13 protein-coding genes and 1 pseudogene are annotated in these 16,982 nt (G+C 42.0%); 1 reads left to right on the top strand and 13 read right to left on the bottom strand.

Translation table 11 applies throughout. The features are described from left to right. Positions 1–156 precede the first annotated feature (156 nt). The 7 genes and pseudogenes from FNH22_RS00910 to FNH22_RS00875 form a co-directional block, all read right to left on the bottom strand. Positions 157–567 (bottom strand): TolC family protein, encoded by a 411-nt coding sequence (locus FNH22_RS00910; protein WP_255517954.1) that lies wholly within the window; start codon positions 565–567, stop codon positions 157–159. A 31-nt stretch (positions 568–598) separates the two neighbouring features. Further along, a pseudogene (locus tag FNH22_RS32830) lies at positions 599–1,307 on the bottom strand (TolC family protein). A gap of 89 nt (positions 1,308–1,396) precedes the next feature. Further along, complete coding sequence (locus FNH22_RS00895; RefSeq protein ID WP_143396402.1) at positions 1,397–4,540, bottom strand: efflux RND transporter permease subunit; 3,144 nt, start codon at positions 4,538–4,540, stop codon at positions 1,397–1,399. Positions 4,541–4,544: 4 nt separating this feature from the next. After that, positions 4,545–5,078, bottom strand: a complete 534-nt coding sequence (locus FNH22_RS00890; protein ID WP_255517953.1) for an efflux RND transporter periplasmic adaptor subunit — start codon at positions 5,076–5,078, stop codon at positions 4,545–4,547. Between the two features lie 11 nt (positions 5,079–5,089). Then, the gene (locus FNH22_RS00885) at positions 5,090–5,707 is read right to left on the bottom strand and encodes a hypothetical protein (RefSeq protein WP_143396400.1); all 618 of its coding nucleotides are present in this window, start codon (positions 5,705–5,707) and stop codon (positions 5,090–5,092) included. Between the two features lie 39 nt (positions 5,708–5,746). Further along, positions 5,747–6,838 (bottom strand): adenylate/guanylate cyclase domain-containing protein, encoded by a 1,092-nt coding sequence (locus FNH22_RS00880; protein WP_143396399.1) that lies wholly within the window; start codon positions 6,836–6,838, stop codon positions 5,747–5,749. Between the two features lie 33 nt (positions 6,839–6,871). Beyond that, positions 6,872–7,483, bottom strand: coding sequence for a TetR/AcrR family transcriptional regulator (locus FNH22_RS00875; protein ID WP_143396398.1), 612 nt, complete (start codon positions 7,481–7,483; stop codon positions 6,872–6,874). A 385-nt stretch (positions 7,484–7,868) separates the two neighbouring features. Between FNH22_RS00875 and FNH22_RS00870 the strand changes: the two genes are divergently transcribed. Beyond that, complete coding sequence (locus tag FNH22_RS00870) at positions 7,869–9,005, top strand: DUF2911 domain-containing protein (RefSeq protein WP_143396397.1); 1,137 nt, start codon at positions 7,869–7,871, stop codon at positions 9,003–9,005. A 72-nt stretch (positions 9,006–9,077) separates the two neighbouring features. On the opposite strand, the gene FNH22_RS00865 is transcribed toward FNH22_RS00870, so the two are convergent. The 6 genes from FNH22_RS00865 to FNH22_RS00840 form a co-directional block, all read right to left on the bottom strand. After that, positions 9,078–10,592: a GH3 auxin-responsive promoter family protein gene (locus FNH22_RS00865; RefSeq protein ID WP_185154021.1), complete on the bottom strand. Its 1,515-nt coding sequence runs from the start codon at positions 10,590–10,592 to the stop codon at positions 9,078–9,080. Between the two features lie 144 nt (positions 10,593–10,736). Continuing rightward, on the bottom strand, positions 10,737–11,468 hold the full coding sequence (gene lptB, locus FNH22_RS00860; protein WP_143396395.1) for an LPS export ABC transporter ATP-binding protein: 732 nt from the start codon (positions 11,466–11,468) through the stop codon (positions 10,737–10,739). An 11-nt stretch (positions 11,469–11,479) separates the two neighbouring features. Beyond that, the gene (gene recJ / locus FNH22_RS00855) at positions 11,480–13,189 is read right to left on the bottom strand and encodes a single-stranded-DNA-specific exonuclease RecJ (RefSeq protein ID WP_143396515.1); all 1,710 of its coding nucleotides are present in this window, start codon (positions 13,187–13,189) and stop codon (positions 11,480–11,482) included. Positions 13,190–13,263: 74 nt separating this feature from the next. Further along, positions 13,264–13,908: an Ezrin/radixin/moesin family protein gene (locus tag FNH22_RS00850; protein ID WP_143396394.1), complete on the bottom strand. Its 645-nt coding sequence runs from the start codon at positions 13,906–13,908 to the stop codon at positions 13,264–13,266. A 64-nt stretch (positions 13,909–13,972) separates the two neighbouring features. Continuing rightward, positions 13,973–15,373, bottom strand: coding sequence for a class II fumarate hydratase (gene fumC, locus FNH22_RS00845; protein ID WP_143396393.1), 1,401 nt, complete (start codon positions 15,371–15,373; stop codon positions 13,973–13,975). 336 nt (positions 15,374–15,709) lie between these two features. Next, a complete protein-coding gene (locus tag FNH22_RS00840) occupies positions 15,710–16,882 on the bottom strand; it encodes a hypothetical protein (RefSeq protein ID WP_143396392.1) in 1,173 nt (390 codons plus the stop codon). Positions 16,883–16,982: the final 100 nt, after the last annotated feature.

The following is a 16,982-nucleotide window of genomic DNA, read 5'->3' as shown; positions in this document are numbered from 1 at the left end:
AACCGGAGCTCCATATTATTACTTCAGCCCTTATTCAATCAAATGTTAAGACCAATTTGGCTGAGGTGTCAGGAAAGGGTTCTTTGTTATCCTTTCGGGTACATATATGACGATGGTTAGCCCTTTTATCTTTTGGGCACGCCCACTAACTCTGTTCTAATTGTTTTGACCTATTAGTTTCCCTTTCAATGCTTCCAGGTGAAGGGAAGACCTCATAATATCAGCTTTAAGGTTATTGATCATGATCTCAGCATTCAAAAGCGCATTTTGTGCATCTCTCAAGTCCAAAGAGGTCACTTTGCCGTTGTAAAACCGTTCTTCTGTACGTACATAGCTTTCCTTGAAGGTCTTGATATTTTCTTCTTTGCGCTTGAGCTGGTCTTGTAGCAGTGTTAAATTGTTCTGCTGTTTTACGGCTTCAGCCAACAGGCGGTCCTCAGATTGTTGCTTTTGAAATTGACTTATTTCCTGGTTCAACCTGGCCCCCTGTATTCTGCGGCCTGTACGATCTCCATTAAACAGGTTGTAACGCAAACCTATACCTACCGTGTAGCCTAATGTCTCAATTTCCGCCAGTTGCTGAAGGTCATTCTCCTGATTAAAATAGCCATTTGTTGGCTGCCTGGACTCCGCTATTTCTTAGCTGAATTTCCGGGTTATTGACTACAACTTCACTCTTTAAAGCGTCTATACTAAGGGGTTGTGGTGGTTGATAACTTACTGATACGCGGTATTTCATTTCAGCTTCAAGACCAATCAGAAAGTTAAGATCCCGCTTCAGGTTATTTTTAACTACCAGTATATTATCCAGGGCGGAACGGTCTTGGTTCAGGTCTGTTTTAGCCCGAAGAACGTCTAGTCCCGTGACTTTACCAAATGCAAACTGATCCTCTACTTTTTCTAAACGCTCCTGACCAATTTTCACATTTTTGTCCAGGAGCTCTTCCTGACTTTGTAGTTTGGCTATTTCAAGGAAGAGATCAGAAATGGTAATAATCGTTTGATTGATAGCGTCCACTGAAGCCTCCAAGTAATGAATAATCTGCCTGGACCACCGCTGAGTAAGTGGTTGTTGCCGCTGCACCATCACTCACGGAAACTACTGGAGGACTTTTAGCGAAAGTCCGGATCACGACGTCAGTATCATTACGTTGATAGTCAGCATTAGCAATAAGGCTAATAGTGGGTACAAGCCCGGCATTTCCCGGAAATACGTTGTTAGCGGCAATGTCCACCTGACGTTGCCGGATCTTTAACCCCTGGTTATTTTCAAGTCCTAATGCAATGGCTTCTTCGAGGGTTAGCATATCGCTAACTTGTGCTGCCGCATTGAAAATAACACCTGCACCCAATATGAATATATATATATGGTCTTTTTCATTATTTTAAAGTTGAATTAAACGGACATCTCATTCCTAAGCTCCTTCATAACTACATCCAACTCTTCAGGTTGGGCACTTTGTCTTCGAATAGTGTTATGATAGAATACTTTTATTTTATTGAGGATCAGTAGAACAGAAGGCAAAAACGCCAGTGTTAATACTGTCCCGAAAATCAATCCATAAGCAATTGCAATGGCAGTAGGCTTGATGAATTGTGAACTCACGGAATTGTTTAGCAATAGAGGGAGCAGTCCAAAAACAGTAGTGATCGTTGTCAGAACAATGGGCCTGAACCTGGAAATTGCAGCAACCCGAATACTTTCCTTTACAGACATACCGGATTTTATGTTTTCATTATACGTAGAGATCAACACTAATCCATTATTGATGAGAATTCCCCACAGGGCGATCATCCCTAGTATAGAAAAAATATTTACCGGGAGTCCGTGTACAAATGTTCCCCAGGCTACGCCTATGTAAGCAAAAGGCAATAAAGCTAAAATGGCTATCGCTTTACTTAGTGATCTGTAGTTGATTAGCAGCACGGTGACCATCAGTATCATGACGATTGTACTTGGATCCTGGCTGGAGTTTTGCGTTTTCGATGAGAGTCTTGCCTCGCCTTCCAATGTATACCATAGATTGGGAAACTCTTCTGTAATTTCTTTTAGAACCGTGGCCTCTGCATCAGCAAGTACTGCCGGAACGGATACCAGGAGGTTAGCAATATCTGCTTCAACTCTAATCTCACGAATACCATTTTGGTGATTGATTTCGGTTACATTGGTCTTTTGCCGGAACGTGGCCAGTTCTTCGATTGGGTAAGAGGCCCCGCCGGGAGTTTGTAGCCGGACTCCTTTTAGATCGTTGATTGATCTCGTATCTTCTTCATCGTATCGGATCCAAACTTTCACTTCTTCATCCTTGCGTTGTAAGCTTTGTACTTCCAAACCAAAGAAGCCCTTTCGGACCTGGTCAAACACTTGTCCTTCAGTTAACCCAAGGAATTTTGCTTTATTTGTTAATTGCATCTCCACTTCAGGCATTCCTAATTTGTCCGTATCCGTGACGTCTTTGAGGTCTTCACGTGCGGAAAGAAAGGCCCTTAACCTGTTTTTTGCCATCCTTAGTTCATCAAGGTCCCTGCCTACCAAAGCGATAGAGACTGGTTTACCAAAGATGGGTATACTGCCGTAAGCAAGATTTGTAGCTTCCGGAACAGTCCCTACTTCTTCCCTGATACGGTCAGCTATATCAAAGGATTTGATGTTTCGGGTGTCACCTTCCATCATATAAATATTAAGCTTTCCTTCGTTGCTTGAAGGACCTATTACCCGCTCTACATAGTTGATGATGCTTTTACCGTCTTCGCGCTGCTCGCTGTAGTGCTCATTTACTTTCCAAACAGCTTTTTCCATCTCAGCGAGTTTGTTATTGATCATGGATTCGTCAGTACCTAAAGGAAGTTCTAACCGGGCGCTGATCACATCCTGGTCAATATTGGGGAAGAACGTGCCTTTGATTAAACCTGAAGCCCCGGCGGTAATCGTCAGGATCATGATCACAAGTACTCCGATAATCGGGATTGCAGGACTTTTGATAGAAAAATCAATAACTTTAGTATACACTTTGTCTCGAAATATGGAGAGCGACTTGTTTGTTTTCTGTGTTAGTTTCCAGGGTTTATCATCTTTTCCAAGTGCTTTTGACCGGGCAATGTGAACAGGAAGAAAAAATAAGCTTTCCAATAAGGCTACAAATAAGGTAGCACAAACCACAAAAGAGATCTCGGTGAAGTAGTCGCCCAGTTGGCCATCCAAAAAGAAAAACAATGAGAATGCCAAAGCAGTGGTTACCAACGAAGATATAATGGATGGAACTACTTCTAATGTTCCATCAATCGCTGATTGAAGAGCGTTCTTGCCATTTTTAAAATGTTGATAGATATTTTCGGCCACCACTACTCCGTCATCCACCAAAATTCCTAATACCACAATGGTTCCAAAAAGGGAGACTTGATTTAAAGTCAGATCATAAAAGTTGGAAATGATGAACATACCGAGTAATGCCACAGGGATCTTAAAGGCAACCCAAAAAGCAATTCTCGGATGTAAAAATAACCCCAGTACCACCAGGACAAGGAAGACACCTTGCCATGCGTTATTTTTCAACCGGTCAATAGTTTCGACCAGGGAAATAGTTTTGTCCTCGATGATTACAGCCTGGATCGAAGCATTGTTTTGATTGAATTTTTCGGCATAGTCAGCCACAATTTTGGCATTCTGTAAGATATCTTCTTTGCTCCGACTGAAAATTTTAAGGATTACCGAGGGCTTTCCATTCACGTAGGTGCGTTCCGGTTTGTCAGCAAAGATGTTTTCCACTTCAGCTACATCATTTAGGCGAATAATTTTTCCATCTGGTGTGGCTTTTATGACAGTACTCAGTAGTCCTTTTGCATAGTAGGATCGGTTGTCGAGCCTGATGAGGATTTTTTGGGAGCCTGTTTCCAATTCACCACCAGAGGCTTTCAAATTGGCAGATTGTATGGCTCTGCTGACTTCATCAAACGTCAGTTCATAAGCTCTCAGATCTTTTTCTCTTAGCCTGACTTCAATTTCTTCCTCCGGAAATCCGTTAATGAAGATCTGTGATAAATTCGGTGAGGCCAATAGATCATCTTTAATGTATTTTGCATGGTCTTTTAAACTACTTAGGCTTACGTCGCCCATAAGGCCTAACGTCATCGTGTAGTTAAGGATCTCTTCTTTCATGATCACCGGAGTGTCCATGCCTTTTGGGAAGGTAGTGATCCGGTCGACTGCATTATTTATATCTTGAAGAACCTCGCTCGGGTCTGCATTTTCCAGCATCTCTACCCGGATATCTGCGAAACTTTCTTTGGAAACGGAGGTAACGCGGTCGATTCCCTTGAGACCCTCCAGGTTATCTTCAATTTTATTTACCACTTCTTCTTCAATCTCTTGTGGAGAAGCCCCCCGATATACTATACTGATGGTGATAAAATTTTCAGGTTCAGGGGGCAAGAAGTTTGATCTGATCTTAGATAACGTCATTAACCCTACCAGGATGATCAGTCCAACGAATATATCTACGGTCCTTGGCTTTTGCGCCAGGAAACTAATTATCTTTTTCATGATATTACATTGAGAGTTTCAGGCCTTCCACAGGCACACTGAATTGATTAGCAATAAGCAAGTCCTGGTTTGAAAGCCCACGAACGAGGATAGAGTCCTGCATGAACTCCACCAGTTCTACTGGCTTTCCTATGATCACACCGTCCTTGAGTAACAGCACCTTGTCATCTCTGGTCAGTATAGAAGATGGAATAGTGAATACATTCCCGTAAGATATTCCCATAAATACACCTTCCAGGTACATGCCTGCTTTGAGGTTGGGGCCTTTGATATCGAAATAGATAGGTATGTTCTGTGTTTTGGTGTCAACTATTTCATTTATTCGGATTACTGTCCCTATCCAATCTCCTTCGATTTCGTTGCTTTGGAATTTAATTTGGTCCCCAACCTTCAGTTTAGACACTACTTCAATGCTGGCTGCTGCTTCCAGTTCGAAATGCTGATTGTTTATGATCGTACCTACCATTTGTCCCGGAGACACCAAACTTCCTTTGTCTGCCAGGGCTTCAGTTACCAGCCCGTTGTAGGGAGCTACAATGGTATACTTAGCTAATCGCTCTTCTTGTGCTTTAATGGTGTAGAAGGTGCTGTAGACCCTATTAGAGGTGACAAAATACTTTTCCCGTCAGATTTTGTAGTGGGTAGAGCGGCAAGTAACTGACCATTTTCATAGCTCTGAATGTAATTCAGCCAGTTCTGATAGTTATCAGGGTAATCTGCCTTTAAATCTGGCATCATTCCGGTCAAAATATTAAGAAAGGCACTTCTTTGTGACTCTAATTGAAGAGTAAATTCCTGTGAGTCAAGTTGAAGTAATGGCTCACCTGCACGAAACTGGAGGCCGGCTTTAAGTTTAAACCCTTCATTTAATACCTTACCCTGGACCTCTGAAAAAACGTGTGTAGTATTTTTCGGTGCCACTCGTCCACTAATGGACCAGGCGAGTGATTGATTAGAGTTTTTAACCCGGATTAACTCCAGATCTTTTCTGGATAATGTAAATGTACCTGTAACATTAGCTGGTTTCTCCCCTTGCGCGGCTTGTTTATCTTTTATTGCATTAACTGCTCCTTCGGGTTCTTCTTTCTTTACCTGGTAAGATATCAGCCCCATGCTTACAATTACGCCTATCATCAGAAGGATTATCGTTTTTGTCTTTTGCTTCATTGTTTTCATTCTGTTTAATTATTGACTGCTGGTCATTTTCTATTCGTAAAATTTATTGTCTTGCTTTTTGGTCCCATAAAACGGTTTGTATACGGTCAGCTTGTGAAGTTTTCCATTCAATATGACATCGTTGATTTTTTCATATTTCTGTTTCAGTTCAAGCTTTTTCAACCGCATAAAATAAGATTCACTCATTAAGAAGTCGGTCTGAAGTTTATGACAAATACTGAGTATGCGGGAGGTCGTATTCACAACATCTCCATGAAAAGCAGTATGAATTACTTTTTGTCCAATTTCAGACTGCGTGACCGTTCCACCGTGGAGAGCGCTTTTGAATGTAGGCATTACATTATATCGAACGAGAAAGTAGTTCATTTTTTTTGATAACCTTTCTTTAAATGAATGGAAGAGACGTATGGCCTCTCTACATCTGTACAGGTCATTATAATCCCAATACAGCACAGCCTCATCGCCTACATACTGATAAATGTCAATTCCGTCTTTTTCAGCCACAGCCTTATCCAGTAGATTAAAGCAATCTCTTAGCAAGGCGCTATAGTCATCGCTTGTCAGTTTCTCAGCAATACCGGTTGAATCATTCAGGTCTAAAAACATAAAACCCATTTCGACCTGGCGTGGCGGGTAGATCCATTTAAAAAAATAGTTGAAAACTTTTCGTATGCCCCCTAAGCGAAGGTTGAGATTGAGAACAGATATGATCACGATAACCAGCATCATGTGATAAATTGATATTGACAGGAATCCTGATGTACCTATGTAGCTAAATGCATTTTGAAAATGAAACCCGCTGATGCTGCCGCAGAAGAGAAATATCATTCCAATGAAAAAGAGTATTCCGAACAGACATTTGAAGAGGAACTCCGTGGTTCCGGAATTTAATCCGGATGTGGAGGTTGAGATAGCTAAAAACTGCTTGTTAAGTACTATTAGGCTCCCCATGGTGGAAACGACTGCCAGATTTGCGCTAACCCATACAATATAAAAAGTGATCTCTTTGTGTGACCACCTTATCGCATCTCCATCACTTCCCAGGTACCAGAAGCAAAAGTACAGGTCCATGCCTATGAGGTAAATGGATAGAATAGAAACGTATGTAGGTAGCAATTTCATTAGTGACTATTAGTCATTTATTGTTAAAATTTTTTACTTTTTAATTCCTTCTGTAATCATGTCCGCAAAAACATCCAGCATATGCTCTGTATTTATTTCATGGTGGTTTTTAAGTAGTTTTTTTTTGGTTTCTACGAATTGAACCACTCCAACTGTGCATGCCCAGATAATATAAGTAATCATCTGGGGCTGTAGTGACGGCTTAATTTCACCTTTTTCATGTCCCTTTATCAATACCTTATTGACCATTTGAGTGATATCGTCACTTAATTTTAGATAATCCACTACAGCTATATTAAAATCAGGCCGCTCCATGTAAGAGATCAGATCGAAGTATTGCGGGTACATTTTATAATAGGTGTAAGTAGTTTTACAAATTGCTTTAACTTGTGCTATACTGCTACTATGTTGCTCAATAGCGGTATTAAAATGCTGATATAATAGCGCTAAAGCCTTGTAACCGAGTTCAGCGAGCATTCCGTCTTTATCGTGATAGTAATTATATACCGTTCCTTTGGCGATTTTAGCTTTACCAATGACCTGGTCTACAGTAAATCGTTCAATGCCTACCTCAAGTAATACCAAATCAGCTGCTGCTATAATTTGGTTTTTTCTAAATTCCGGTGTTGCTCGCTTTCTTACCATTTAAATGACTATTGGTCATTAATTAGAACTATAAACCCGTAGAGTTTCTGATTGTTTAAAAAAATGAAAAATTTTCTATTCAAAGATTACATAAAGTTGGTTAAAGATAAAATAACCTCGTAATGCTGAAGTAGATGAAGACTGAAAAATACTCAGTTCCACAAAAGGCTTTTCAATATTGTATGAGGAATGCCTCTCTTAATTTATGTAAATAGCAATAGTTAGCTTTTGATCCGGTTTACGTGAAAATACATCCACCCGCTATATTCACCACTTATCCTCGGTAGCTTTTATGTTATGTAATAGTAAAATGCATAAGATATAGATCTCGTAATACTTACTGAATCGGTCAGAGCCTATCTTTTCAATCACTTAAACTACTATTATGCAATTCAAACCATTACTTATGATGATGTCATTGGTAACCGGAGGTATTTTAAGCCTTCAGCAAGCCGTGGCACAAGGTGTAACACTTCCGCGTACCAGCGGAGCTGCTGAGGTATCTCAGACTATCGGGATCACTAAGGTGACCGTCAATTATTCCAGGCCTAGTGTGGTAAGCCCTCAGGGTCAGGATAGAACAGGTAACATTTGGGGACAGGTGGTACCTTATGGGTTTACTAACCTTGGTTTTGGTACCTCAAAATCAGCGCCCTGGCGTGGCGGAGCTAATGAAAATACGGTAATTACCTTTTCCCATGATGTGAAAATAGAAGGTAAAGACCTGCAAGCCGGCACGTATGGACTTCATTATGGAGTATTTGAAGACGGGAAAGCCACGGTGATATTCTCTAAAAGTACTCAGGCCTGGGGAAGCTATTTCTATAAGGAAAGTGATGATGCGCTCAGAGTAGATGTTCAAAGCACTGAAATACCCCAAACAAATGTATTGACATATCATTTTCCTGAAGTTTCTACAAGTAAAGCAACACTTGCCCTGGACTGGGAGAAAAAGAGAATACCTTTTACCATCGAAGTAAATACTCCTGAACTGGTATATCAAAATATAAAACATGAATTGGAAAGCAGTCCGGGCTTTCAGCTTAACAGTTGGACATCTGCTGCTAACTACTTGATTCAGAATAATATTCACCTTGACGACGCTCTTACCTGGGCCAACGCGGCTATAGAAGGACAGTTTTTTAGTCAGAGAAACTTTCAGACCTTATCTACCAAGGCGTCTGTGCTGAACGCTATGGGTAAGGAAGCAGAGGCGCTTACCATTATGGAAGAGGCTTTGGAAGATCCTGCAGCTACTGTCAATGATTATTACGGATACGGACGGAGCCTGATTGCGGCAGATAAAGATGCTAAAGCCCTTGAAATTTTTAAAAAGGCAAGCAAGAAATGGCCTGAACACTGGTTGGCCCCACATGGATTAGCGAGAGGATACTCTGCCATGGGCGAATATCAGAAAGCACTGAAGTACGAAAAAACAGCACTGGAAAAGGCCCCTGACGGAAGTAAAACATTCCTGGAAGGGTATGTGAAATCTCTTACAGAGGGAAAAGACTTTAATTAGGACGTAGTAATATACATCGAATAATGGGCCCTTAACCAGTTGTGAGGGCTCATTATTGAAATGTCACAGCGTTTATTGATTAGACTGGACGAGTAATGATTCTTTATACACCATCTCAAGCAGGTCTTCTACATATTCGCGGGTATTAGACAGCCTTGGTACCTTGTTTTGACCTCCCAGTTTCCCTCTTTTTTTCATCCACCGGTAGAATGTACCTTCTCTTACCGCATGAATTACAGGAGATTTCAGGGCTATATCCATATACCTTTTGGCGTCATAATCTGAGTTGATCTCACGTAACTTCTGGTCCAATGACATTTTGAACGTGTCCAGGTCAGTAGGAGCGTGCTTAAATTCCACGATCCATTCGTGACCCCCTGAGTTGCTTTCATTGAAGTAGATAGGTGCTGCCGTAAAGTTGTCAATTATGGCTCCGGTACGGTCACAGGCTTCGGTGATAGCGTGTTCTGCATTTTCAATGATCAACTCTTCGCCAAAAGCATTGATAAAGTGTTTGGTGCGACCACTGATCCTGATCCTGTAAGGACTAGTAGAAGTAAATTTGACAGTATCACCAATACTATAGCGCCATAATCCGGAATTGGTGGAAATCAGCATGGCATAATTCTCCCCTATCTTTACCTCTGAAAGTCCGATGGTTTGTGGGTGTTCGTTGCCAATTTCATCAAAAGGTATGAACTCATAGTATATGCCATAGTCCAGCATTAATAAAAGCTCATCACTATCTCGTTGATCCTGGATACCGAAAAACCCTTCGGAAGCATTGTATGTTTCACAATACTGCATCTTGTCTGATGGTATCAGTTTTTCAAATAGCTTGCGGTAGGGAGTAAAAGCTACTGCTCCATGAAAGAATACCTCAAGGTTTGGCCATACGTCCATTAAGTTATCGGTGGACTTTATCTCCATTATTTTCTGGAGTAGAAGTATGGTCCATGTAGGTACTCCGGAAAGGTTGCTTACGTTTTGTTCGGCAGTGATCCGGGCCATTTTTTCAATTTTCTCTTCCCACCGGTCCATCAGGGCTACTTCCAGGCTGGGTGTACGGATAACCTGTGCCCAAAGGGGTAGGTTTTGCATGATTACGGCAGATACATCACCATAATATGAACTACCCTTAGGGTCGTACTCATTGATCTGGTGACTTCCCCCTATGGCTAGTCCTTTACCGGCGAACATGCGTGAGTCAGGATGACTATTCACATAAATGGAGATCAGGTCCTTTCCACCTTTAAAGTGACAATCTTCCAGGGCTTCAGTGGAAACCGGAATAAACTTGCTACGGGCATTCGTAGTTCCCGATGATTTAGCGAACCAGGTGATCTCAGTGGGCCACAGGACATTTTGCTCGCCTTTCATTATCCTGTCTATATAAGGGAAAAGCTGCTCATACGACTGTACCGGAACGTTGTTCTTGAAGTTGTCATAGGACCGTACAGACTCAAAACCGAATTTCTTACCAAACTCGGTGTTTTTGGCTTTTCGTATTAATTCATGGAGTATATCCTCCTGTACCTCATGTGGATATTTTATGAAGAGCTCGATATCATGTATCCGCTTCTTCATGACCCAGGTTAGTATTGAATTTAGGATGTCCAGAAGTAGTAGGTGCGTTTATTGTCTTGTTAAAGTAACGAATGAATGAACATACTAATAAATAAAACGCATTAAAAATAGATTATTTATTATGCATGTTGTGAAACGGGTTATTTAGATCTTACGTTTTAGCTCAAAATGCTGACCCAGGTAAACCCTACGTACCTGTTCATCGGCAGCCAGTTCTTCTGCTGATCCGGCCTTTAGGAGTTTTCCTTCAAACATAAGGTAAGCCCTGTCGGTGATTGATAAGGTTTCATTTACGTTATGGTCTGTGATCAGGATACCAATATTTTTGTCTTTTAACTGGGCTACGATGCTCTGAATTTCTTCCACCGCTATAGGGTCTACACCTGCAAAGGGTTCATCTAATAATACAAAACTGGGGTCGACTGCCAGTGCCCTGGCAATTTCTGTTCTTCTGCGTTCACCTCCCGAGAGCACTATGCCCAGGTTTTTACGTACGTGCGTAAGGCTGAACTCCTCCAGCAAAGCTTCTGTTTTCTCCTTTTGGTCTTTTTTAGGAATATTGCGCATTTCTAACACCGCACGAATATTTTCTTCCACGCTAAGCTTTCTAAACACCGATGCTTCTTGTGCCAGGTAGCCAATTCCTCTTTTAGCCCTGCGATACATAGGTAAGCTCGTAATATTCTCATCATCCAGGAAAATCTCGCCTTCATTCGGCTTGATCAGTCCTACTATCATGTAAAATGTAGTGGTTTTGCCGGCTCCGTTAGGTCCTAATAACCCAACAATTTCCCCTTGTCTGACCGTAACGGATACGTCGTTTACTACTGTTCTTTTTTTATATTTCTTTACTAAGTTGTCTGCCTTAAGAATCATGTTGTTAAAAATTACTGATCAAAACGTAGATCTTTGACGTTCAGTTGTATCGATTTTAATCCCTTATATTCATTTTCTTCTACCGTATAGGCCAGCCGGAACGGTTTCCCACTGCATAGCAAATCATACCTGGTGGCCTGTTTGAATGCGATAGCTTCCCACTTTTTTACGCCACCTTTTCTCTTTACCGTGAATTTCAGGTGTTCTTCTTTAAGTATTCTCACTGATCCGACGATCTCGCAATTAGTGCTAGCAAAAACCGGGCGAAGATTTTCAGGGCCGAATGGAGCCATTCTTTCCAGTACTTTTAGAAACTTATCTGTGATGTGGTCCGGGTCCAGTGTGCAGTCAATGTCTATCCGGGGAATAAGCTGTTCGTCAGTAATGGTACGGGAGACCTCTTCCTCAAACCGTTGCTGAAATTCAGCTATTTTGTCAATCTCAAGCGTGAGCCCTGCCGCATATTTGTGGCCACCGTATTGCTCAAGTACCTCGCTGCACGATGAGATGGCATTGTATACATCAAAACCAGGTACAGACCGTGCAGACCCTGTCGCCTTGTTATTAGATGCAGTCAAAATAATGGTGGGGCGATGGTACTTTTCGATACAACGGGACGCCACAATGCCAATAACCCCTTTATGCCAGTCTTCTTTGTATAACACCGTACTTTTTGATAGCCGTAGTTCATCGTTTTGTTCAATCATGGCCAGCGCTTCCTGCGTGATTCCGGCGTCAAAATCTTTTCTAGTATTATTTTTGATGTTAAGCTTGGAAGCTAATTGACCCGCCTCTTCTATAGAATCTGCCAGTAGCAGGTTTACTGCCATTTTAGCATGAGAGATGCGTCCCGCGGCATTAATGCGAGGGGCCAGCCCGAATACAATACCCGTAACGGTAATGCCCCGGTGGATGCCGGCCAGGTCCATGAGTGCCTTGAGCCCGGGTCTTGGTTCAGCATTCAGTCTCTTAAGCCCGTAGTATGCAAGCACCCTATTCTCACCGCTAACCGGCACAATATCTGAGGCAATACTCACGGCTACCAGGTCAAGGAAGTCCAGGGGGTCAATATCGAGCTCGGGTTTCTGGTCCAGCAAGGCTTGCATAAGTTTGAAGCCTATACCACAACCGGATAGTTCTTTAAAAGGATAAGAGCAATCCTCTCTTTTGGGATCCAGGATAGCCACAGCAGGAGGTAAAATGTCTCCGGGTCTGTGGTGATCACAGATAATGAGATCTATACCCTTGTCTTTAGCATATGTGGTAAGTTCTACTGACTTTATACCGCAATCCAGAGCTATGATCAATGCAACGTTATTTTCATATGCCCAGTCTATGCCTTGTTGCGAGATCCCATATCCCTCGCTGTATCGGTCAGGTATGTAAAAATCACATGAAGTATAAAATGAATTGAGAAAGCCAAAAAATAACGCCACAGAAGTGGTACCATCTACATCATAATCACCATAGATCAGAACCTTCTCCTGTTTTTCTATCGCATCCCATATCCTGTGTACTGCCCGGTCCATGTCCTTCATCAGGAAAGGGTCATGCAGTTGATCCAGGGAAGGGTTAAAGAAAGTTTTAGCCTCATTAAACGTGGTAATGTTGCGCTGACAAAGTATAGTCGCCAGCGGAGCAGATGTATTAATGGCTTTTGATAATTGGCTTATGAGCTCCGGGTCAGGGGTAGGTTCAAATGCCCAACGCTTCTCAATCATAGTAGCATAAGTGGTATTAAAAAATAAAAGCAGCACAAAAGTACTGCTTTTAAAAACCGTTTATAATGAGGTGGTTATTCGGAATCAACTGTTTCTTCCGCGGTGACCCCTTCCAAAACATCTTTGATGGGCACACGTGTACCATCTTTGTAAGGTACGATCCAGGCGTCCTTCACACCCATCTCCCTTAAATACTTTTTAAAGGTATCTGCTTCCCAGTAGTCCCTGAATTGCCCGAGTGTAATTTTTTGAAGATCGCCACTATCTTCTCCTCCAAAGTTTTCATTGTTCTCAAAGTATTTGGAAAGATCTTTATTCCTGAATGCCCCTATCTGAACCTTGAATACAACTCCGTCTATCATAGGCCCTGAAGATGGAGCGGAAGGAGTAGAAGGCGCTGCTTTTGCATCTCTTAATTGCTTTCTGGCAGTAGACAGGTCGCTCCTAAGCTTGGCCAGGTCATCTTGCAGCTCACTAACCTTAGCGTCTTTATCATTCATCCGAGATTTTAATTGAGTGCTCTCAGCTCTAAGACTACTTACCTGGCCCTGCAATGCTTCACTTTCTTCGATCAGAGTTTTCAAGGACTCTGGATTTTTAGCGTATTCTTTGGCTTTCTTTTTCCACTCTTTCTTTTCCTGCTTTGACAGTTGCCCGTAAGAATTAAACGAGAATAAAGCCACTAAAAGAATACTCAATACCGGAGTTAATTTTTTCATTATTGTATTATTAAAGAATATAAATTGCTGAAATATAGTTAATATAATCAAATAAATGAAAAGATTAGCTTTTTAAGCTACCTACCATATCTCCGGGTACTACCCATTTTTCAAACTGGCTTTCAGTCAAAAAACCTGATTTTAAAGTTTCTTCTTTGAGCGTGGTACCATTTTCATGCGCTGCCTTGGCGATCTTAGCCGCTTTTTCGTAGCCTATATGCGGATTAAGGGCTGTTACCAGCATTAAGCTTTTGTTCAGGTTGGCTTCCAGGTTGTTGTGGTTTGGTTCGATGCCTATAGCGCAATGGTCGTTGAAAGAAACACATGCATCACCTATCAAACGAGCGGACTGCAGGAAGTTATATGCCATTACAGGCTTAAATACATTGAGTTCATAGTGCCCCTGGGCACCTCCCACCGTGATGGATACGTCATTACCCATAACCTGAGCACAAACCATGGTAAGCGCTTCGCATTGTGTAGGATTCACCTTGCCGGGCATAATAGATGAGCCTGGTTCGTTAGCCGGGATATTGATTTCACCAATGCCTGCTCTGGGTCCTGAAGCAAGTAAACGGATGTCATTGCCTATTTTGTTGAGCGAAACAGCGAGTTGTTTAAGGGCGCCATGCGATTCTACTATGGCATCATGAGCTGCCAGGGCTTCGAATTTGTTTTCAGCACTTTTAAATGGAAGTTTACTGAATTCTGCAATCTTTTGAGCTACCAGCTCTGAATAACCCTCAGGTGTGTTGATGCCTGTACCTACTGCTGTACCACCAAGGGCAAGTTCACTTAAATGGTCCAGCGTGTTTTTCAATGCCTTTAATCCATGATCCAGCTGTGAAACATATCCTGAAAATTCCTGACCTAATGTGAGAGGTGTGGCGTCCATGAGGTGTGTGCGGCCTATCTTCACTACATTCATGAAAGCCTTAGACTTTGCCTTCAGTGTATCTCTTAATTTTTCGACACCCGGGATGGTCGTTTCTAAAACCATTTTATAGCAGGCGATGTGCATGCCGGTGGGATAGGTATCATTAGAAGACTGCGATTTGTTAACATCGTCATTAGGGTGGATCAGACATTTCCCTTCGCCCAGTACATTGCCTTCCAGTACGTGTGATCGGTTTGATACTACTTCATTGACATTCATATTGGATTGTGTACCAGAACCTGTTTGCCATACCACTAATGGGAACTGATCATCTAGTTTACCATCAAGGATCTCATCACAAACCTGCGAAATAAGATCTCTTTTTTCTTCTGAAAGTACCCCCAGCTCACAGTTGGTGTGGGCGGCGGCCTTTTTAAGGTAAGCAAAGCCATAAACTACTTCCAGCGGCATGCTGGCAGCTTCACCTATTTTGAAGTTATTTCTTGATCTTTCTGTTTGCGCACCCCAGTATTTGTCTGCTGGTACGTGCACCTCACCCATGGTATCTTTTTCTATTCTGTAATCCATTTTTAATTGGCTTTTAATGCGTGTTTTTTTGCAGCGCAAAGTTAAAAAATAGATTGCTGTTTATGTCGTATTTACCAGAGATTAGCACTGGAATTATGCGTAAAAAAGAGCTTAGGTAGAAGCTTAGGGACAAGGGGAGTTTTTCAGGAGTTTTAGCGAACTTTAAATTGAGTAAATAACTACAAAGGAGTCAGTTATGGGAGCAATTACATTGGTGAATGAAAGTCATTCATAATGTTTTTTGACTCCTTCGTAGTTAAGATCTTAATGGCCGTTCATAAAATGGAGACTTGTGTATAGTTTAAGTCTGTATTCAAGATCATTTTATTCAGAAAATCACTTCACAAACCGAATGATGGGGCCGTCTGATTCAGGGGAATCAGAAAGTACCAACACACCTGATTCAAACCTTAGATCGTAGGTCATCTTGTTCACTGTAAGCTTTCCGGTATTGGTTACATAATCAAAGTTACCGTCAGTGGTAATTGGCAATGGACTGTTCTCAGGCAACGCTATGTTGATAGCCACTTTCACTGTGCCGTCAGGCAGGAATTCCCAAACGATCTGATCTCTGCTAAAGCTTTCCTGGCTGAGTAAGCAACATTCATGACTGAGCATATGCCACTTTCCCTGAAGGTTTTCGGTAGTTACATTATCCCAGATCACAAGCTCGCCGGTAGCCTGTTCGAAAAAGTCCGGGCAAGTATTTATACCGGCAATACCTCCGAATTCGCAGATCTTTTCTTTTTGGTAATTATATACCGTTTGTAAGCCGTCCTCGCATTGGTAGCACAGGTCGACCAGGAAAACACATTCTTCATTGTATTGGTATTGTGTAATGCGCGTTCCTGCCGGTTGCGTGGAAGCCAGTAACTGACCTTGTAGTTCGTTTAACCAACTCACATTTTCCATAGGATTTCGGGTGGTACAGGCGCTGGCGATAAATCCCAGATCGGTGGCTTTATCCAGGTCATCGGCAAAAATTCTTACGTAAATACGTTTGCCGCTATGACAGGAGCAGGCAGCACAGAATGCTTTGCCATCTGCATAGTCTACAAAGTTGATGCTGAAGACATCAATATTGCGTTCGGCCAGGTAATCAGCCAGTGCTTCGGCAGTGCCTTTATCCGACCCTATTCCTTTATCGGTATTCCAGGGATCGGCACATTGTGTCTGGTCCCAGAAAACTTCTACCGTATTATCATTGGGTAGCTTTTGGATATTTACGCGTTGAGGACCGTTCTGATTTAATCCGCAAGCTTCTCGTTCTGAAAGTATGTTAAACGTCGATACTATGAATAATCCATCGTTCTCAAAAATTTCAGGAAGGTTCGTCGGTTTGTAGGATACCGAATCCATAGCAAGAAGCCAACCACAGCCATCGGCAGCTATCGCTCCCGAATAGTGTACCATGGCCAGGGCAGACCGGGTCAGTTTGGTTGACCCCGCATCGTCGTCGTCACATGAAAAGGCTATCAGAGCCAAAACATATAAAAAGGTCTTTTTCATTTGTTTTTTGTTAAATACCATATCCTATTGACACTTTATTTAACCCGGAAGTTGGAAAACGTCGGAGAAGGGAAGAACAACTTAGTAAGATGCTAACTTG

The sequence above is a fragment of the Fulvivirga sp. M361 genome (assembly GCF_007097395.1).
Taxonomy (GTDB): domain Bacteria; phylum Bacteroidota; class Bacteroidia; order Cytophagales; family Cyclobacteriaceae; genus Fulvivirga.
The sequence above is the reverse complement of the archived record's forward strand: the minus strand, read 5'-3'. Positions and strand labels throughout refer to the sequence as shown.